Here is a 19622-nt window from a genome sequence, read left to right on the forward strand (position 1 = left end):
GGTGTGGTGGCTATGCGACTGATCGAGACGGAGATCGCCCGGCAGGACTGGAAGGGCATGCTGTGCGGATGCGGTGATCAGGCCGGGCATCTCGCCGGGCAACTGCTGCGGCTCGCGGGGCGCGGCCCTGAGCAGAGGCCGGTCCGGGTCAGCTTCGAGGAGCACGTCTGGTCTCCGGCGGTCCTGTGGGAGCCGGCTCCCGCCGTGACGTCCGTCGCGCTGGCCGCCCTCGCGGACGAGGTGGAGCCGGTCGCACGCGAAGGGTTCCTCGAACTCCTCCACCTCCTGGTCGCCGGAGAGGGGACGGACCGGGAGAACGCCCGACGGGGAGTCGACCTCCCGGCCCGCTGCCGGTCCCTCGCCGCGCAAGGCATCTGGCTCCTGTACAGGGAAGTGATGTCCAACCGCTCGCCCGGCCCCGCCGGCAGCGCGTTCGAGATTCTGACGGTGATCGAACCCGACCGGGCCCGCCTCCAGCGGGTGCGCGAGATCGCGGCCGAGTGGCTTCCCGTGTGCTGCCGAACCGGCCTGTGCGACGACGACTTCGACGACGGCACCGGCCGGGCGTGAACGACCGTACGGCGATGCCGGCCGCCGTCCGTCTCCGGGCCCCCGGCACCCCGCTCGCCGTCATGGCCCCTCCGGGCTCCAGCTGGGGCGGCGCTGCGGAGGCCCGGCGAGGATCAACTGCTCGATACCGGCGTACCGTTCGCGGGCCCGGTGGGCGCTGCGGCGGCCGCTGAGGAAGGTGCCCAGCCAGCCGCAGGCGAAGCCCACCGGCACGGAGACCAGGGCGGTCGTGGTGAAGGGGAACCAGTTCAGGTCGGCCTCGGGGAAGGCGGACGCCGGTGACCCGGAGACCAGCCGGGTGCCCGACATCAGGACCAGGACGGCGAGCGAACCGCCGATGAGGGTGCTCAGGAGCCCCGCCTTGCCGAAGCGCCGCCAGAACAGCGAGTAGACCAGCGCGGGTGCGATGGCGGAGGCGCCCATGCAGAACGACAGGGTGGCCAGGGGCTGGAGGCTGCGGTGCTGGGCGAGGGCGGCCAGCAGGACCACCGGGATGCCGACGACCAGCGCGGAGACCCGGGCCAGGGTCATCTCCCGCAGTGGGGGCATGCCCTGGTGCCGGGAGGCGATGACGTCGTGCGCCAGGGAGTTGGCGCAGGCCAAGGTCATCCCAGCGACGGACGCCAGCAGGGTCAGGAAGATCGCCGTCGTCACGGTGCTGAAGACCAGGCTCTCGGCGCGGGACACGTCGGGGCCGAACACGGCCCGCGCGCCCAGCAGATAGGCGGTGCTGCCGTGCGGGTCGGCGGCGGTGATCCGCTCACGGCCGACCAGCGCGGTGGCACCGAGGCCGACGACGGTGATCACCAGCATGAACAGGGCGACCGTGGACACGGCCCAGGACATCGTGCGCCTCACCTGACGGGCGTTGCCCGCGGTGTACATCCGCATGGTGACGTGCGGGAGACAGGCGCCGCCGAGCACGATGGCGACCTGCGTGCTGATCATGTCGAGCCCGGGGTGCGGTCCGTCGGCGAACTGGAGACCGTACCGGAGGAACGCCTGCCCCGTCCCGCTGCGCTGTGCGGCGGTGTCGACCATGGCCGCCGGGTGCCAGCCGAAGGTGGCGAGGATCAGCACGGCGACGACGAGGCCGGAGCCGAGGAGCATCACGGTCTTGATGATCTGGATGAGTGCGGTTCCCCTCATCCCGCCCAGCGCGGCGTAACTGATCATCAAGATGCCCGCACCGGCGATGCAGCCGGTCTGCATGGCGCGGTCGGAGAAGCCCAGGATGAACGCCAGCAGCTGTCCCACGCCCGCCAGTTGGACGATCATCATCGGGATCAGCGAGAGCAGGGTGACCGTACACGCGGTGATCCGTACGGCGCGGCCGGGCACGCGGCGGCTCAGCGCGTCGCCCATGGTGAACCGGCCGGTGTTGTGGAGGGGTTCGGCCAGCAGGAACATCAGCAGGAGCAGGGACAGCAGGGTGCTGAGAGCCAGCACGATGCCGTCGTAGCCGCACAGGGCGATGACCCCGCCGATGGTGAGCACGGTCGCGGCGGAGATGTAGTCGCCGGCGACGGCGAGGCCGTTGCGCAGCGGGGACAGGGACCGGTAGCCGGTGTAGAACTCCTCCAGGTCGTCGCGGTCGGGGCCGGTCACCACGCACAGCAGGAGCGTGAGGGTGACGACACTGCAGAACGCGACGAGGGACCAGGACTGCGCGGGGCCGCCGAGGTCGGTCATGCCTGGCTCCGCCCGTCACCGGTGGCCGGGCGGGTGTACCGGCTGACTCTGCGGGCGAGGGGGTCGACGAACCGGCGGGCGGTGTACTCGAACAGCAGGACGGCCAGCCAGGTCACGGGGATCTGCGCGAGGGCGAGCAGCAGGCCGGTCGGCAGTCCACCGAGGGACGGGCGGGACATGTAGGCGGGGGCCTTGACGGTGAGGGTGAGGAAGACGCCGAAGTAGCCGAGGGCGGCGAGGGTGGCCACGCGCCGCTGCCAGCGGCAGGCGCGGCGCAGGACGCGCAGGGAGCGGTGGTAGCTGGACCACGAGCGCTGGCGGTGCCCGTTGCCCGCGGGGGCGGGCTGTCGGTGTGCGGTGGGGGAGGAGGGGACCCGCCCGTTGTGCCGCGGCAGGGGTAACTCCGAGCGGTCGTAGGACATCCCAAAACTCCTAGCGCGGCTGGGGTCCGGAGGAGCACGGACCGCAAGAAGGTGGGGGCGGAGGCGGTTCGGGTCACCGCACGCTATGCGGGTGTCCGGGCAGTGGATGTGTGTTCCGTTGAACTTTCCGGAGGGAGTCCCGGAGGCGGTCCGGCCGCGGCGGGTGCCCAGGGTGAGCGTGGGGCGGAAGTGCCACAGGTGTCGCCTGGGGTCGCGGGAGTTCCGATTCGGTCGTGCGTATGTCGTACACCAGTGCCTGTCGGCATCGTCCGCGCGGGCGCAGGCGTCTCGGCCGGTGGGGCGATGAGTCGTACGTCCGTTGCGGCAGTGGGGTGGGGGCCATCGGGCGGGTGGTACTGCTGGCATATGCCGTTCGGGTATCGCGCCGTCTGAACGTGACCGGAGCGCGCAGGGGGACGCGGCTGCCGTCAGGCCTCGTACGCCGAAGGCGGCATGTCTCCGCCGAGGGGCAGATCCAGCCGTTCGGCGACGGAGGTCAGGGCGGTCCCCAGCGGGAGGCCGACCCGGGTGTGGGCGAACTGGTCACCGCGGGTGGGGTCCCGGTTGACGATGAGGACACGCGTGTCGGCCTGCGCCGCCTGGCGGACGAACCGGAGTCCGGACATCACCGTGAGCGAGGAGCCGAGGACCAGCAGCGACCTGGCCTCCTGGACGAGTCGACGGCAGTGCTCGATCCGCCGCACCGGCACCGACTCGCCGAAGAACACCACGTCGGGCTTGAGGACGCCGCCGCACTCCGCGCAGGGCAGGACCCGGAAGCCGGCGACCTGCTCGTCGGTGAGATCGGCGTCGCCGTCGGGGTTGACCGCTGCGGCCACCGGCGCGAAGCCCGCGTTGGCCTCCTCCAGCCGTACGGCGAGGTCGTGCCGTGGCGTGATGTTCTCGCAGGCCAGGCACCGCACCCGGGCCAGGCTCCCGTGCAGTTCGACGACACCCTCGCTGCCCCCGGCCTGGTGCAGGCCGTCGACGTTCTGGGTGATCACACCGGAGAGCAGGCCGTGGCGGGCGAACGCGGCGACGGCCCGGTGCCCGGCGTTGGGCAGGGCGCGGCCGAACGTACGCCACCCCAGATGGCTGCGGGCCCAGTATCTGCGCCGTGCCAACGGGTCTGCGGTGAACTCCTGGTACGTCATCGGTGTGTGCCTGCTCAGGCTCCCGCCCTCACCCCGGTAGGCGGGGATGCCCGACTCCGTGGAGATGCCCGCCCCGCTGAGCACCAGGACACCTCCGGCACGCAGCGCTTCGGTGACCGGCTGGAGGTCGGTGCCGGCCGGCGGCAGGCCGGGGGGAGGGGTCCAGTGCAGGGTCGGACGGGTGCGCATGTGGGCCAGGGTACGAAACCGGGGCCCGCCGACGGGTGCCGTGCTCCAGTCGAAGAAGCATCTGCCTGCTGGCTCAGGCCGCGCCTTCGCCGAGGAGGTAGCCGATGGCGTCGACGACGTCGTCGACGGTGTGGTGCGGTGTCACCAGGCCGTCGGGCCAGGGGCGGCCGGTGACCCAGATGGTGCGCAGCCCGGCGTCGTTGCCGCCGACGATGTCGGTCTCGGGGTTGTCGCCGGTCATCCAGTCGCCGGGGCTGAGCTGGGTCCCGCAGCGTGCGGCGGCGAGTTCGAACAGTCGCGGGTCGGGCTTGCGGATGTCGATGTCGCCGGATGCCGCGATTCCGTCGATCAGGTCGGCGAGCCCGGTGGCGTGGATCTTGGCACGCTGGATGTCGCTGGCGCCGTTGGTGGCGACGCCGATGCTCCAGCCCGCCTCCCTGAGCTGCTCCAGGCTGCTGAGGACGGCGGGGCGGCAGTGCACCGCGGAGGCCATGCGGTCGATGTAGACGCGCCACAGGTGATCGGCGCTCTCCGCGACGGGGAAGGCGGCCCGCAACCGCTCGAAGTCACCGCGCTCGGCGTGGTCGGCGAGTTCGGTCAGCAGCCACCGCTCGATCTGCGGACCGTAGCCGTGGTCGTTGCTCAGGCTGGTGACGGCATCGGCGAAGGCGCCGCTGCGGTCGACCAGGGTGCCGTCCAGATCGAAGATCGCGAGTCTCACGAAGAGGGACCCTACGTGCCGGGGCGGGCGGCGGGAATGGGGCGGGGTGGGTGTGCGGGGCGGCCGGTGAGGGTCCCGGCCGCCTGTGGCGCGGACAACTTGCCGCAAGGGTCGGCGAGTTGCCGTGCTCAGGCGTCCGCGGGCGCGGTGGCGCGGTCCCGGGTGTCGGCGGCGGGCGCGAGGAGGATGGCGGAGGCGACGAAGACGAGGACCACGACCATCGCCGCGCGCAGCCCGTAGTGCTCGCCGAGGAATCCGAGCCCCGGCGGTCCGACGAGGAAGGCGACGTAGCCGATGACGGCCACCAGCGAGACCCGGGCGGTCTGGTCGGGTCCGGAGTCGCCGGCCGCGGACAGGGCGACGGGGAAGCCGAGGGAGGCGCCGAGTCCCCAGAACAGCACGGACAGCGCCGCCACGGTGACGTTGTCGGAGAAGATCACGAGGACCAGTCCGACGGCGCCGGACATGGCGCTCGCCCGCAGGACGGCGGCCCGCCCGAAGCGGACGAGGAAGAACGTGCCGCAGAAGCGTCCCAGGGTCATCGCGGCGGCGAACCCGACGTACACGAGCGAGCCGGCGGTGGCGTCGAGGCCGTGGCCGTCCACCATGAGCAGCGGCAGCCAGTCGTTGGCCGCGCCCTCCGCCAGCGCCATGGCCAGCACGATCGCGCCGATCAGGAGCAGCTTGCGGTCCTTCCAGACCTGTGGCCCCGGCTGCCGGGCCGCGGCGGAGGTGTCGCGCCGGGTACTGAGGCCGACGCCCGCCGGGAGCGCCCGTACGGCATACGCGAGCATGAGCGCGGAGAGCAGCGTGATGACGGCGAGGTGCCAGTGGACGGGGACGTCCGCGGCCGTGGCGGTCATCCCGGCCAGGCCGCCGACCACGGTGCCCAGGCTGAAGCACCCGTGCAGGGTGGGCAGCACCGGTGCGCCGATGAGGCGCTCGACGTCGGCGCCGTCCACGTTGACCGCCACCTCGCCCGAGCCCATGCCCGCCCCGAAGAGGAACAGTCCGGCCGTGACCAGCGGCGCCGACGAGAGGGCGCTGCCGGCGCCGACGCCGACGGTGGCGGCGATGATCAGGACGGTGCCCAGTACGATCACGGGCCGGGTGCCGAGCCGCTCCACGAACCGCCCGGAACACAGGATGCCGATCATGGACCCCACGGACAGCCCGAACAGGATCAGGCCCATCTGCGCGGTGGAGACGCCGAGCCGGTCCCGGACGTCGGGGGTGCGGGTGACCCACGAGGACAGGGCGATGCCCGGGAGGAAGAAGAAGATGTACAGGGCCTGACGGCGCCGGCGCACGGCGAGGTCGGTCAAGAGGAGGCTCCGCAGGGGTTGGGAAGAATGGGCCGGCACGCGACAGGTCCCACGTCCCTCACCCACTGGGTATGCACAAATGTACATAACTGCTGGGCGTGGGAGAAGAGAAGGCGGAGCTCTTAGATGACCGGTAGCAACCGCGGCCCCAACGACCCCGGCCGGCGTGAACGCATCCTCGACGCGGCCCTCGACGTGATCGCCGAACACGGCGCCATCAAAGTGACGTTCCGCAGGATCGCCGCCGCCGCCGAGGTCCCGCTCGGTTCGCTCACCTACTACTTCGACGACATGCAGCACCTGCTCACCGAGGCGTTCACGCGTCTCGCCGAGTCCGTCTCCACGCGCTACGGCGCTCTGCTGACCGCGGCGCGGACCCCGCAGGAGGCCCAGGACGCCGTCGTGGAGATCATCTGCGGCAAGGTCTGGGGCACCGACCGCAACCTCCTGCTCAGCTACGAGCTCTACGCCTTCGCCGCCCGCCACCCCGAACTGCGGGACGTCATGCGCTCCTGGATGCAGGCCAGCCGCGACTCCCTCGCTGGCCACTTCGACCCTCTCACCGCCCGCGCCCTGGACGCCCTCGTCGAGGGTTTCTCCATCCACAACTCGGTCGACGACCGGCCGACGGACCGTGCGGCGGTGGCGGCGATCGTGCGGGCGGTGGTGGAGCGTCGTGCGGAGGACGCGGCGGCCGGGGGCGGCCAGGGCTAGTTCCACCCTGCCGCCCCAGCCGCCCCTGCCGCCCCCGCTGTCCTCCTGCCGCTCTACCGCGTGGGGGCGGGCCGGTCGTAGACGTGGCCGGGTGTGACGATCTGCGTGATGGCCCGCGCGAGCAGCGAGGACGGTTCCTGCCCCTGGTAGGTGATGTCGGTGTTGATCATCAGGACCAGGGTGGCCCTCTTGGGCGGCAGGTAGACGGTGACGGTCTGGTACCCGGGGATGGAGCCGTTGTGCCCGATCCAGCCGCCGCTGTCGAAGATGCCGAGTCCGTAGCTCGTGCCCGGATGCCCGGTGGGCAGCATCCTCAGCCGCTGGGCCTGGGTCTGCGGCCGCAGCAGGGAGCCGGTGGCGACGACCTCGGCCCAGCGCCGCAGGTCCTCCAGGTCGGAGATCATCCCGCCGGCGGCCCAGGCCCAGCTGGGGTTCCAGTGCGTGCTGTCGGCGACCGCACCGCTCAGGGTCTGGTCGGTGTACCCGTGCGGATGCGGCCGGGGGAACTCGGGCCCCTCCGGCAGCAGCGTGTGCGCGAGCCGGGCGGGACGCAGCACCCGCCGCTCGAGGAAGTCCCCGAGAGGACGCCCGCCGACCTTCTCGACCACCAGGCCGAGCAGGACGAAGTTGGTGTTGGAGTACTGGAACTGCGCGCCCGGCGCGAAGGTGTTCCTGTGCCGGAAGCCGTACGCCAACACCTGCTCCGGGCTGAACGACCGCTGCGGATCACTCAGCAGATCACGCTGGAAGTCCGCGTCCTCGGTGTAGGGGAAGAGCCCGCTGCGCATCTCGGCCAGATGCCGCAGGGTGATCCGGGACCCCCCGGGCACCCCGTGGACATACCGCGAGATCGGATCATCGAGCCCGACCCGACCGTCGTCCACGAGCTTGAGCAGCGCGGTGACGGCGAAGGTCTTGGTCTCGCTCCCGATCCGCACGAACACACCGCTGTCCATGGGCTTTCCGGTCGCGGTGTCGGCGACCCCGGTGGCCCGGACGTAGCGTCCCTTGCCGGGCATCCACAGACCGGCCACCACACCGGGAACCCCGGTCTGCCGGCGTACCTTCTCGATGGCCTTGTCCAGCCTGGCGGCCAGCGCCGGGTCGAGCTCGTGCGACGGACGGTCGTCGTCCACGGCCCGGTGGTGGACGGCGGTGGCCGGAGCGGCGGTGGCCGGTGCCACCGCCACCGGGGCGGACACGGCGGCCACGAGCAGCGCTGCGGCGAGGACACGGCGGGCGGGGGTACGGCGTCTCACGTCTGAGTGCCTCTTCCAGGTCTGGGACGGGGCTGCCACAGCACCATCCGGGCCCTGGCCACGGCTCCTCCGCTCGATCGTCCCCACGCAAGTCCACCCGTTCGGCGCGCCGTCGGTCGCTCTGACGCACTACCTCGTCCGCGGCGACCGCTCACCGGACGGATCAAGCCCTGTCCACACGATCGGCCACCGCAACCCGCCGGCCCGGCGCGAGGCCGAGACCTCCGTGTCCGGCTCGCCCGCCACTGACGGGCCGACCGTCCGCCCCCTACCCGACGAAGTCCGGCTGCCAGGGCAGGACGTGATAGTCACCCGTGCCGTTCTTCACCCGCTCGAAGGGAGCCGAACTCACGCACTTCGGCAGGTCCTTGGTCTCCACCGGGTTGCCCACGGACGCCCAGCTGTAGCCCAGCCGATCGTGCCGGCCGAGGTCGTGCACGGTGAAGCCGACCCGCTTGCCCTTGGCGCCGGGCAGGTCACTGGCCGTGATGACACCGGTGGCGACGGCGACCTTTCCGCCGGTCACCAGGCAGTCGATCCGGCCCTCCGCCCAGGCGCCGTCACCGTCGAGGTAGTGACTGAAGCGGAAGGTCCCGGTGGCCATCGCGGGATCGTCCCCGTGCTCGGCGGCGAGATGCGCGTCGAAGGTGAAGGTGATGTCGTCCCCGAGCGTGCGGGAGAGCTTGGCGGAACCGGTGAGCGCCGCGGCTTCCCGCGGCCGGTCGGGGGTGCCGCTTCCGGACGAACCGCCGGAGGCTGCGGCGGAGGCGGTGAACGCGACGGTGATCAGGACGGCGGCACCCGTGGCGACACGGATACGGGCGGAGGCCGACGCACGGCGGCTCATGGCGGGTCCTTCCTCATGGACGGTGCCCGTGCTTCGCGGGCTCGCCCAGCGTCCCGCGGACCCACGGACCGTCACATCGCCCCGGGAACTGACGCAGCGGCCCGCCGCCGGGCGTACGCCTGTGATCGCCGTGCGCCCTGAGAGGTACCCCCGCCTGCGTCTCCGGGCGCATGTCCCGTTCGACCGCGTCGGCGCCCGAAGCCGCTGTTCCCCCCTGCATCCCGGAGAGGACCGAGCAGTTCGGCAGGGGCCCGCGGGGTCGGCGTACCGTGGAACCGGAACGGCGGGCGGCTACGGAAGGCACCGGGGCCGGCGCGCCCACCACCGGGGCGGCAAGGAGGCGCGGCGGCGATGACCGAGCTTCGCGATCGGCTGGGCAAGGCGCTGTTCCGGCGCGTGGCCGGCCCGGACGGACCCGCCCGTCGCGCCCGGATCCACGACACACCCGGACCGCGGTGGTTCGGTCCGGAACGTCCCGTCCGAGTCGTCCACGGCGACGCGTCGATGTTCATCGGCGGACTGAGCGCACTCCTGCTCCAGTCCCTGCACCCGCTCGCCATGGCCGCCGTGTCCGCGCACTCCGGCTTCCGCGGCGATCCCTGGGGACGTCTCCAGCGCACCAGCACCTTCCTCGCCGTCACCACCTACGGCACCGCGTCCGATGCGGAGGAGGCCGTCGCCCGGGTGCGCGACATCCACCTGCGGGTACGCGGGACGACGACCGAGGGACTGGCGTACCACGCCGCGGACCCGCATCTGCTGGGCTGGGTGCACGCGGCCGAGACCGACAGCTTCCTGCGCGCGCACGAACGCTACGGGGCCCGTCCGCTCGACCCGGCCGGATACGACGCGTACGTGGCGGACACCGCGCGGGTGGCCGAGGCCCTGGGCGTAGTCGACCCACCGCGCGACCGCCCGGCCCTGACCGAGCTGCTGGCCGCCTACCAGCCGGAACTGCGCGTTACCCCGGAAGCGAGATCCGCCGCCCGGTTCCTCCTCCTGCGACCGCCCGTCCCCCTGCCCGTGCGGCCGTTCTACGGCGCCCTGGCCGCGAGCGCGGTCGCCCTGCTCCCGACATGGGCCCGGGGCGTGCTCGGGCTGCCCCGTCTGCCCGTGCTGGAGGACTTCGCGGTACGTCCCACGGGCCTCCTCATGACCCGCACGATCCGTTGGGCCATGACGCCGGGACCACCCGACGCCCGGCGATGAGTTCTCCGCCCGACGCCGGTCTCCTACCGCAGGTCGCCCGCAGGGCGAGGAGAGGACCATGGACATGAGGTTCAGCACCAAGATGTTCCGCACCGGCAACAACACCGGCGTCCCGGTTCCGCCCGAGGTGGTCGAGGCGCTGGGCGGTGGCAAGCGCGCGGCCGTCAACGTCACGGTCAACGGCTACGCCTACCGTTCCACGATCGCCTCGATGGGCGGACAGTTCCTGATCCCGTTCAGCGCCGACAAGCGGCGGGAGTCCGGAATCGCGGGCGGTGACGACATCGACGTGGAACTGACGCTGGACACGGCCCCACGCACGGTCGAGCCGCCAGCGGACCTCGCCGCCGCGATGGCGGCGGTGCCCGGGGCCGAGGAGGCGTTCAGGGCGCTCGCTCCCAGCCGCCAGAAGGCCCACGTCACGTCGGTCGACGACGCGAGGACGGACGCCACACGCCGACGGCGCATCGACAAGGTGATCTCGGAACTGACTTCCCGGTGATCCGCGTTCGGTGGGCACTGCGCCGCGAGCCCCGACACCACGGCACGCCGGTGGATCAGTCGGGAGCGGGCCCCGCCGGATCGGTCCTCGGTTCCAGACGTACGACGATGCCCTTCGACGTCGGCTGATTGCTGATGTCGGCCACGCTGTCCAGCGGCACCAGGACGTTGGTCTCGGGGTAGTAGGCCGCCGCGGAGCCCGGGGCGGTGGGGTAGGGGACGGTCTCGAAGTTCTCTGCGCGACGCTCGACGCCGTCCGTCCAGACGCTCACCAGGTCGACGTGATCGCCCTGGGCGAGACCGAGGCGGGAGAGGTCGGCCGGGTGGACGAGCACGACGTGACGGCTGCCGTGGATGCCGCGGTAGCGGTCGTCGAGTGTGTAGGGGACGGTGTTCCACTGGTCGTGCGAGCGCAGGGTCTGCAACAGCAGGTGGCCTTGCGGCGCCCGCGGGATCACCGTCTCGTTGCGGGTGAACAGCGCTTTGCCCGAGGAGGTGTTGAACACGCCCTCGTTGACGGGGTTGGGCAGCCGGAAGCCGCCGGGGCGGGTGACCCGCGCGTTGAAGTCGTGGAATCCCGGCACGATGCGGGAGATGCGGTCACGGATCGTGCCGTAGTCCCCTTCGAACCGGTCCCAGGGGATGTCCGGCTTGTCGCCGAGGGTGCGGCGGGCGAGCCGGCACAGGATGGCGACCTCGCTGAGCAGCAAGGGGGAGGCGGGTTCGAGGCGTCCCTGGGAGGCGTGCACCTCGCTCATGGAGTCCTCCACCGTGACGGACTGCTCCCCGTCGGCCTGCACGTCGCGTTCGGTGCGGCCGAGGGTCGGCAGGATCAGTGCCGTGTCGCCGCAGACGGTGTGAGACCGGTTCAGCTTGGTGGATATGTGCGCGGTCAGCCGGCACGAACGCATCGCGTCCTCGGTGACCGCGCTGTCGGGAGCGGCCCGCACGAAGTTGCCGGCCAGCGCGAGGAACACCTTGACGCGGCCTTCGCGCATCGCCTTCACGGAGTTCACCGAGTCCAGTCCGTGCGGGCGCGGGGGATCGAAACCGAACTCCTCGCGCAGCGCGTCGAGAAACGAGTCCGGCATCTGCTCCCAGATGCCCATGGTGCGGTCCCCCTGGACGTTGCTGTGTCCGCGCACCGGACAGGCTCCGGTCCCGGCCCGGCCGAGATTGCCGCGCAGCATCAGGAAGTTGACGATCTCCCGGACGGTCGGCACGCCGTGCTTGTGCTGGGTGATGCCCATCGCCCAGCAGACGACGACGCGTTCGCTGCCGAGGACCTCGTCGTGGACCTTCTCGATCTCCTCGCGGTTCAGTCCGGTCGCGGCGTGTACGTCGTCCCAGTCGACCGTGCGGGCCTGCTGGGCGAACTCCTCGAAGCCCGCGGTGTGGGCGTCGATGAAGTCGTGGTCCAGGACGGTGCCGGGCCGGTCGTCCTCTGCCTGGAGCAGCAGCAGGTTGAGGGCCTGGAAGAGGGCGAGGTCGCCGCCCGGCTTGATGTGCAGGAAGCGGTCGGCGAGCCGGGTGCCGCGTCCGACGACCCCGCTCGGCTTCTGGGGGTTCTTGAAGCGCCGCAGCCCCGCCTCGGGCAGCGGATTGACGGCCACGATGCGGGCGCCGCCCCGTTTGGCCTCCTCCAGGGCGGACAGCTGGCGCGGGTGGTTGCTGCCGGGGTTCTGTCCGACCAGGAAGATCAGGTCGGCGTGGTGCAGGTCGTCGAGGCTGACGGTGCCCTTGCCGGTGCCCAGCGTCTCGCTGAGCGCGAAGCCGCTGGACTCATGGCACATGTTGCTGCAGTCGGGCAGGTTGTTGGTGCCGAAGGCGCGGGCGAAGAGCTGAAGGACGAAGGCCGCCTCGTTGCTGGCCCGGCCCGAGGTGTAGAAGACGGCCTCGTCGGGGGAGGGGAGCGAGGCGAGTTCGTCGGCGAGCACGCCGAGGGCGTCGTTCCAGCCGACGGGCTCGTAGTGGTCGGAGCCCGGCCGTTTGATCATCGGCTCGGTGAGCCGGCCCTGCTGGTTGAGCCACATGTCGGAGCGCCCGGCGAGATCGGAGACGCTGTGCTCACGGAAGAAGTCGGCGGTGATCCGGCGCTTCGTGGCCTCGTCGTTGATGTGCTTGGCACCGTTCTCGCAGTACTCGTTGCGATGGCGGTGCCCCGGGGCCGGATCGGCCCAGGCGCAGCCGGGACAGTCGATCCCGCCCACCTGGTTCATGGCCAGCAGGTCCACGCCGGTCCTGCGCGCCGAGGTCTGCTCCAGGGAGTACTCCAGCGCGTGCACCACCGCGGGGACCCCCGCCGCCCACTTCTTCGGCGGTGTCACGGTGAGGCCGGTCTCCGGCTCCTCGCCGGGCATGTTCCGCATCGCTTCGCCCTTCACTCGCCACGTCTTTCCTGCCGTGTCCGCCGCGCGGGTCAGCCGACCGGCCACTGCGCCACACGGCTCCTGGGCGGTTCCGGGTGGTCGTGCTGGACGCGGCCGTTGCGGATGGTGCCGCGCCAGGCCCCGCCCTCTTGCCCCAGGCCCTCGATGAACCCCTTGAAGAGCAGCAGCTCACGCCGCACCACCCGGGCCATCAGGCGCGCGGCCACGGACGAGCCGGTGAGCATGCGCGCGGCGCCCCGCGGCTCCAGCAGCATCCGTACGGTGATCGCCGTACCGCCCGCCTTCGTCGTCCTGAACTCCACCTCGCCCTGATGGGAGGGGCGCTGCTCCAGACCGCGCCAGGCCAGACGAGCGTCCGGGTCCTGCTCCACGATCTCCACCGCGAACCGGTGGCGCAGCGCCCCGTAGCCGATGACCCAGGCGGTCACGGTGGGCCTGACCTGCTCGACATCGCGCACCACGGCCGAGAACCGGGGGAAGGTCTTGAACTGCGTCCACTGGTTGTACGCCGTTCGCACCGGCACCGCGATCTCGACCGTCTCCTCGACGTGGAGCTCCCGCAGCGGCCGTCGGCGTGTGAGGCCGTCGCCGTCGGGACGCCTTCGCGGCATGTCCGGAACAGCCTGTCCGGGGTCGTGTGCGCGTGCCATGGGGGCCTCTCCTCCGGTGCGGGAAGGGGGCCTCGGCGCACCCGACTCCGGCACCCGTGTCAGGACACCTCTCCCGGTTCCCCCATCCAGGTCTTCGACTCGCCCCGAGAGGCCCGAATCCGATGAACGTGGGGCAGCCGTGTTCCGGCGACCGTTCGGCAGCCGCCGACCCGGTCCGTCAGGGCGACGGACCGGCACCCGGCGAACCAGCCGCGTGAACGACCGCGCCGAGCCGTTCGGAGACCATGGGCAGCGGTTTCCGTCGCCAGGGCGCCGACGGCGGGCGGCGGGCGTCGGCCGTCGGCCGTCGAGGACGGCATCGACCCGCCCCCGTCCGCCCCACGCGATCGGCGGCGACATCGCGTCACGGCAGGCCCAGCTGTCGGCGGTAGGACGGGAGGAGACCGGCGTTCGCCAGGACGGCGGCGCAGGCGGTGTCGACGGCGCAGGCCGGGCCGGGGTCGTGGGGAGGCAGCAGGGTGTTGCCGGTGAAAGTGAGGCGGTGGGGGTCGCCGCACCCCTCGTCCGGGTGCTGCGCGTCGGCCGGGGGCCAGGCTCCGGGGAAGTCCCGTCGTGCGAGCCACGCGGGCACGGTGTCGTCCCAGAAGTTGCCGCGGTAGCGCACGTTCTGGACGGGCCGGCCGCCCCATTCCTCGCTGCAGCCACCGATGGAGGCCACGTAGTCGTAGACCGCGTTGCGGTCCACGGAGACCCAGTTGGTGCTGTCGTCGGTGTAGATCCCGACGTTCCAGTCGCCGTGCTTGCTGTCGGTGACCGCGTTGCCGCTGACGACGGCCCCGTCGGCGAAGGAGCCGCCCTGTTCGCCGCGCAGGTAGATGCCGCCTCCGTCCTGGAGGAGACGGTTCGTGGCGAAGACGCGGTTGTCGAGGATGCGGTTGCGGCGCATGATGCCCCGCAGGTCGTCGCTGGGCCCGGAGAGGATGCCGGTGTAGGGCACGCTGTCGACCTGGTTGTGCGCGATGGTCGTCTCCTGGGTCGCGGTGTCCCAGATGCCGGAGGCCGCGTGGTACTCCGCTCCGATGTGATGGATCCAGTTGTTGGTGATGCGGTTGCCGCGGTTGGTCCCCTTCCGGTCGGGTGGGACCACCCCCATCAGGATGCCCCCGTCGGAGACGTCGGTGATGACGTTGCCGTCGACGACGTTGTGCGAGCTGTTCCCGGACAGCTCCAGCGCCTGGGCGCCCAGGTGGGTGAACCGGTTGCCCTCGAAGGTGAGCCGCTCGGCGGTGCGGAAGGCGACGGCGCCGGGCACCGTGAGCAGCTGTGCGTCCTCGCCCTGCCCCGGCCGCAGGTACATGCTCCACGCGGAGGGGAAGCCGGCGGGTCCGCTGGGTGCCCGCCAGGTGGCGTGGGCGAAGGTCAGGCCGCGGAACCCGATGTCGTGGAGGGGACGGCCGGGTCGGCCCGTGCCGGTGACCAGGTTCTCGAGGACCGGGGCGACCACGCTGATCCGGCGCATGTCCTCCCCGGGGCGCGGAGCGTAGAGCAGTTGGTGGTGTCCGGGCCGGGAGCGGTCGAGATACCAGCTGCCGGGCTTGCGCCCGAAGCTGGGGGAGTTCTCCACACTGGTCGGCGCTTCGAGTAACTCCTTTCCCCCGTACAGCTGTTGAGCCAGATCCCAGCACGGCTGATCCATGGTGATCGTGGTCCGTCCGGCGCTCGCGGAGACTCCCGAGACACCGCAACGGCCCTCGACGTAGCCGGACCGGTAGACGAACTCGATGTCGCCGGGGTTCCGCCAGCCGCGCGGGACGGCGCTGGTGGTGACATAGCCGCTGCCGGTCGCTTCAAGCGTGCCGGGGAAGCCGGCGCCGTCTCGCGTGAGCCGGGCGGCGCGCCGGTTCCCGACATAGAGCTGGCGGGTCTCGAGCCCGCCCACGTCCGCACGCCAGAATCCCTTCAGCCGCGGGTCCGGCCGCCACCCGGAGATCTGACGGCCACCGCTGATGGTCACCCGCTCCTGCCGTGGCGTCCCGTAGCCGTACGCCTGATAGATCACCCGGTGTCCGCCCCGGCCGGAGTCCCCCGAGGCCTCCGACAGGCGCAGCGGCGCCTTCAGCCGGTAGGTCCCGCCGCGCAGGTTCACCACCAGGTCCGACGTCATGCGCGGCGCACGGGCGCGTACGGCCTGTTGTGCGCGCGCCGGTGTGGCGAAGGGACGTTGCGGGGTGCCGGGCCAGGAGTCCTTGCCCCACGGGGCGACGTACAGCTCCACAGGAGGCGCCCCGGCGGCCGGTGAGGCCACCGCAGGAGTTGGCACGGCCGCCATCGACAGCCCGATCACCACCGCCGCGCGCGTCGCCACGCCTGCCCTCGTCCGAGTACGGAAGATCGCCATGCCGCCTCCTCGACGTACGGAGCTCCAGCCTGGGGCGGCGGGTGTTCGTGCGCAGTCGTCCAGAGGTAGCGACCTCGTCGACCAAAGTCGCCGAGAGGCCGGAAACCGGCGTCGCGTGTACCGATTTGCCGGGGCTGGGCTGGCCAAAACAAGCCGTTGGCTTGACGCTCTCATGACAAATGCACAGGCGTGATGTCACCCTTCTCCAGTCGTTCACAGTTTCTTGACAGTTTCCACACGCGGCAGATCCGCGTTCGCCACCCCCCACCTCCTTCCACCCGCATGCCGTGCAGCACTCCGGACCGGCGCACCCCGCCGCTCCGACCCGTCCGCGGCCCCCACCCCAGGCCGGGCCGTCGTACCGAAGGAGAAGTCGTTGTCCCTGCAACACCGTGCTCTCACGCGGCGCAGACGCGCCGCCGCCCTCGCCCTCACGGCGATCGGGTCCCTCCTCGCTCTGGCGGCCCCGGGACCCGCCGCCGCGGCCCCGGCCGACCCGGCTCCCGCGAAGATCACCGCCACGCCCCGGGCCGGTGCGGCCCAGACCGCCCTGAGCCCCGCCCACCGCACCGCCCTGATCAGGAGCGCCCAGTCCGCGGCGCCCGGGACCGCACAGCGCATAGGCCTCGGCGCCAAGGAAAAGCTCGTGGTGAAGGACGTCGTCACCGACGCCGACGGCACCACGCACACCCGTTACGAGCGCACCTACGCAGGACTGCCGGTCCTCGGCGGCGACCTCGTCGTCCACGACGGCAGCGGTCGTACGACCGTCACGAAGGCGAGCACGGCACGCCTTGCGGTACCCACCCTCAGCCCGAGGATCACGGCTGCCGGCGCCACCGACAAGGCCCTCGCCGCCTCGAAGAAGGATCACGTCAGCGGCTCCGAGGTGGACAACGCCTCCCGCCGGGTGATCTGGGCCGGCAGCGGCAAGCCCGTGCTGGCCTGGGAGACCGTCGTCGAAGGCGTTCAGCCCGACGGCACGCCCAGCGAGCTCCAGGTCGTCACCGACGCCGCCACCGGCAAGGAACTCCTGAGCGCCGAGAAGGTGCACACCGGCGAGGGCACCGGGCAGTACGTCGGCACGGTCCCGCTCGGCACGACCCGGTCCGGATCGACGTACCAGCTCACCGACCCCGACCGCGCCGGCCACAAGACGTACGACCTCAACCAGGGCACCTCGGGCACCGGCACCCTCTTCACGGACGACAACGATGTCTGGGGCAACGGCCTGCCCTCCAACCGTCAGACGGCGGGCGTCGACGTGGCCTTCGGGGCCGCGGCCACCTGGGACTTCTACAAGGAGGCCTACGGCCGCAACGGCATCCGCAACGACGGCGTCGCCGCCTACAGCCGTGCCCACTACGGCAGCAACTACGTCAACGCCTTCTGGCAGGACTCCTGCTTCTGCATGACGTACGGCGACGGCTCGGGCAACACCCACCCGCTGACCGCGCTCGACGTGGCCGCCCATGAGATGAGCCACGGCGTCACCGCCGCCACCGCGGGCCTCGTCTACTCGGGCGAGTCGGGCGGCCTGAACGAGGCGACCTCCGACATCTTCGCCGCCGCCGTCGAGTTCCACGAGAACCTCGCGGCCGACCCCGCCGACTACCTCGTCGGCGAGAAGATCGACATCAACGGCGACGGCACCCCGCTGCGTTACATGGACAAGCCCTCCAAGGACGGTGACTCCAGGGACAGTTGGAGCTCCGGCCTGGGCGGCCTCGACGTCCACTACTCCTCCGGCCCCGCGAACCACTTCTTCTACCTGCTCTCGGAGGGCAGCGGCGCCAAGACCGTCAACGGCGTCTCCTACGACAGCCCGACCTCCGACGGCCGCCCCGTCACCGGCATCGGCATCGAGAACGCGGCGGCCATCTGGTACCGAGCCCTCACCACCTACATGACCTCGACGACCGACTACGCCGGCGCCCGCACCGCCACCCTGTCGGCCGCCGCCGACCTGTTCGGCTCCTACAGCCCGACCTACCTCGCCGTCGCCGACGCCTGGGCCGCGATCAACGTCGGCAACCGCATCGCCCTCGGCATCAACCTCGCCCCGCTCGCCGACCAGGTCAGCGGCGTCAACCAGGTGGTCGGCCTCCAGGTGGACGCGTACACCACCAACACCGGTTCCTCGCTGACCTACGAGGCCACCGGCCTGCCCGACGGCCTGTCCATCAGCCCGAGCGGCCTGATCAGCGGCACCCCGACCACCCTCGGCACCGGCGACGTCACGGTGACGGTGACCGACACCACCGGGGCGAGCGCCTCGGACACCTTCAGCTGGCAGATCGCCTTCGTCTACGCCAACGCCTCCCGCGTGGACATCCCCGACAACGGGGCCGCCGTGGAGTCCCCGGTGACCATCACCGGCCGCGACGGCAACGCCTCCACGACCACCAGGGTCTACGTCAACATCGTCCACACCTACCGCGGCGACCTGACCGTCGACCTCGTCGGCCCCGACGGCACCGTCCACTCCCTGCTCAACCGCAGCGGCGGCTCCGCCGACAACGTCGACCAGACCTTCACGGTCGACGCCTCCGCGCAGCCGATCAACGGCACCTGGAAGCTGCGGGTGCAGGACCGGGCGTCCATCGACGTCGGGTACGTCGCGCGCTGGCAGCTGACACCGTGACGCGATGACTCCCCGACCTTCTTGAGGACCACCCGCTCGGAGGTCCTCGGGGGTTTCCGACGACAGCCAGGAGCCCCGGCCGACGCGAGTCGGCCGGGGCTCCGCTCGCGCCTCTGAGACGACTCGCTCCCCACCAATTGCGGTCTCACGTCGCTGCGTTGAAATCCGAAGGCGGTCCGTTCGCTCGGCTACGGCGCTGTGAACAGGGTGGGGAAGCGCAGGCCCAGCCACGGTTTGCGGCCCCAGACGACGACCTTGGCGCGAGCCATGACGCTGGGGATGGTGCAGCGGCCCAGGGCGAGGAGGAGGAAGGCGACGGGGTCGATGGCTATCGTGCAATCGGGCCGCCGGGGAGGGGTGTCGGTGACCGTGGGCACGCCGTTCGCGAAGTCGACGGCGAAGCGGTCGCGGCCGATCCGCAGCAGGTAGCAGGCACGGTGGCCGGCCGCGCCCGAGTTCACCACGCGCGGCATGGCCTGTCGCATGAAGGGCAACGTGAAGGCGACGACGTCCCGCTCGACCATGTGGGGCCCGCGCAGCGCCACCGCGATGTCGTACCCGTGCCCGAGCAGATGCGTGAGCAGGTACGAGCCCAGGGTGGCCAGGTCCATCGGCCCCATCGGCGTCAGCACCGCCTCGTGCGGACCACGGACGGCTGCGGCCGCGACGAAGGCCCGGGCCCCGTCCGTGATCTCCGCGCCGAGGATCGCCGGATCCCGCTGCGGGAAGGCGTCCAGGGCCGCACGGTTGGCCGCCGCGAGTCCGCTCGGCGTCCCGTCGCCGTAAGGGCGCTCCTCACCCGCTCCGATGTCCGCCATCAGCTTCCCCGCCAGAGCGAGGTGCGCCGCCGCCTCTCCCACGGTCCACTCCGCGCCCGGCAGCGGCGTCCGCGGGTCGGCCCCCGCGCCCAGCAGTTCCGCGATCCGCTCGGCAGTGCCGACGATGGCATCCTCGGGTGTCATGCGCGCGATCGTGG

General features: G+C 71.7%; 16 protein-coding genes. 5 read left to right on the forward strand and 11 right to left on the reverse strand.

What is annotated here, in order from left to right:
* Window positions 1–12 precede the first annotated feature (12 nt).
* Window positions 13–570 carry a hypothetical protein gene (locus G3I78_RS34360; protein WP_164431928.1) on the forward strand — a complete coding sequence of 186 codons (558 nt, stop codon included), beginning with the start codon at window positions 13–15 and terminating at the stop codon, window positions 568–570.
* A 60-nt stretch (window positions 571–630) separates the two neighbouring features.
* Here G3I78_RS34360 and G3I78_RS34365 read toward each other — a convergent pair whose 3' ends face one another.
* The 5 genes from G3I78_RS34365 to G3I78_RS34385 all read right to left on the reverse strand — a co-directional run bounded on the left by G3I78_RS34365 (window position 631) and on the right by G3I78_RS34385 (window position 6073).
* Window positions 631–2262, reverse strand: a complete 1632-nt coding sequence (locus tag G3I78_RS34365) for a cation acetate symporter (protein ID WP_164431930.1) — start codon at window positions 2260–2262, stop codon at window positions 631–633.
* Window positions 2259–2684, reverse strand: coding sequence for a DUF485 domain-containing protein (locus tag G3I78_RS34370; protein WP_164431932.1), 426 nt, complete (start codon window positions 2682–2684; stop codon window positions 2259–2261). Before G3I78_RS34370 ends, G3I78_RS34365 begins: the two co-directional genes overlap by 4 nt.
* Window positions 2685–3112: 428 nt before the next feature.
* Window positions 3113–4027 (reverse strand): NAD-dependent protein deacetylase, encoded by a 915-nt coding sequence (locus G3I78_RS34375; protein ID WP_164431934.1) that lies wholly within the window; start codon window positions 4025–4027, stop codon window positions 3113–3115.
* 73 nt (window positions 4028–4100) lie between these two features.
* The gene (locus tag G3I78_RS34380; RefSeq protein WP_164431936.1) at window positions 4101–4748 is read right to left on the reverse strand and encodes an HAD family hydrolase; all 648 of its coding nucleotides are present in this window, start codon (window positions 4746–4748) and stop codon (window positions 4101–4103) included.
* A gap of 128 nt (window positions 4749–4876) precedes the next feature.
* Entirely contained in the window at window positions 4877–6073 is a 1197-nt protein-coding gene (locus G3I78_RS34385) for an MFS transporter (protein WP_164431938.1), read from the reverse strand.
* A 126-nt stretch (window positions 6074–6199) separates the two neighbouring features.
* Here G3I78_RS34385 and G3I78_RS34390 point away from each other — a divergent pair, with 126 nt between their 5' ends.
* Window positions 6200–6787 (forward strand): TetR family transcriptional regulator, encoded by a 588-nt coding sequence (locus G3I78_RS34390; RefSeq protein WP_164431940.1) that lies wholly within the window; start codon window positions 6200–6202, stop codon window positions 6785–6787.
* A 53-nt stretch (window positions 6788–6840) separates the two neighbouring features.
* Here the strand turns inward: G3I78_RS34390 and G3I78_RS34395 are convergent, their stop codons facing one another.
* Window positions 6841–8046 carry a serine hydrolase domain-containing protein gene (locus G3I78_RS34395; protein ID WP_164431942.1) on the reverse strand — a complete coding sequence of 402 codons (1206 nt, stop codon included), beginning with the start codon at window positions 8044–8046 and terminating at the stop codon, window positions 6841–6843.
* A 268-nt stretch (window positions 8047–8314) separates the two neighbouring features.
* Window positions 8315–8893 (reverse strand): hypothetical protein, encoded by a 579-nt coding sequence (locus G3I78_RS34400; protein ID WP_164431944.1) that lies wholly within the window; start codon window positions 8891–8893, stop codon window positions 8315–8317.
* Window positions 8894–9244: 351 nt separating this feature from the next.
* On the opposite strand from G3I78_RS34400, the gene G3I78_RS34405 reads away from it, so the two are divergent.
* Both G3I78_RS34405 and G3I78_RS34410 read left to right on the forward strand, forming a co-directional pair.
* The gene (locus tag G3I78_RS34405) at window positions 9245–10102 is read left to right on the forward strand and encodes an oxygenase MpaB family protein (protein ID WP_164431946.1); all 858 of its coding nucleotides are present in this window, start codon (window positions 9245–9247) and stop codon (window positions 10100–10102) included.
* Window positions 10103–10160: 58 nt separating this feature from the next.
* The gene (locus tag G3I78_RS34410) at window positions 10161–10604 is read left to right on the forward strand and encodes a DUF1905 domain-containing protein (protein WP_239158213.1); all 444 of its coding nucleotides are present in this window, start codon (window positions 10161–10163) and stop codon (window positions 10602–10604) included.
* A gap of 55 nt (window positions 10605–10659) precedes the next feature.
* Here the strand turns inward: G3I78_RS34410 and G3I78_RS34415 are convergent, their stop codons facing one another.
* The 3 genes from G3I78_RS34415 to G3I78_RS34425 form a co-directional block, all read right to left on the reverse strand.
* The gene (locus G3I78_RS34415) at window positions 10660–12972 is read right to left on the reverse strand and encodes an FdhF/YdeP family oxidoreductase (RefSeq protein WP_164431948.1); all 2313 of its coding nucleotides are present in this window, start codon (window positions 12970–12972) and stop codon (window positions 10660–10662) included.
* A 50-nt stretch (window positions 12973–13022) separates the two neighbouring features.
* Window positions 13023–13643 carry an SRPBCC family protein gene (locus G3I78_RS34420; protein ID WP_164431950.1) on the reverse strand — a complete coding sequence of 207 codons (621 nt, stop codon included), beginning with the start codon at window positions 13641–13643 and terminating at the stop codon, window positions 13023–13025.
* A gap of 364 nt (window positions 13644–14007) precedes the next feature.
* Window positions 14008–16002 carry a right-handed parallel beta-helix repeat-containing protein gene (locus G3I78_RS34425; protein ID WP_239158214.1) on the reverse strand — a complete coding sequence of 665 codons (1995 nt, stop codon included), beginning with the start codon at window positions 16000–16002 and terminating at the stop codon, window positions 14008–14010.
* A 376-nt stretch (window positions 16003–16378) separates the two neighbouring features.
* On the opposite strand from G3I78_RS34425, the gene G3I78_RS34430 reads away from it, so the two are divergent.
* On the forward strand, window positions 16379–18646 hold the full coding sequence (locus tag G3I78_RS34430) for a M4 family metallopeptidase (protein ID WP_164431952.1): 2268 nt from the start codon (window positions 16379–16381) through the stop codon (window positions 18644–18646).
* Between the two features lie 188 nt (window positions 18647–18834).
* Here the strand turns inward: G3I78_RS34430 and G3I78_RS34435 are convergent, their stop codons facing one another.
* Window positions 18835–19608 carry a maleylpyruvate isomerase family mycothiol-dependent enzyme gene (locus tag G3I78_RS34435; RefSeq protein ID WP_164431954.1) on the reverse strand — a complete coding sequence of 258 codons (774 nt, stop codon included), beginning with the start codon at window positions 19606–19608 and terminating at the stop codon, window positions 18835–18837.
* Between the last annotated feature and the right edge of the window lie 14 nt (window positions 19609–19622).

The organism is Streptomyces sp. SID13726, from assembly GCF_010548375.1.
Taxonomy (GTDB): Bacteria; Actinomycetota; Actinomycetes; order Streptomycetales; family Streptomycetaceae; genus Streptomyces.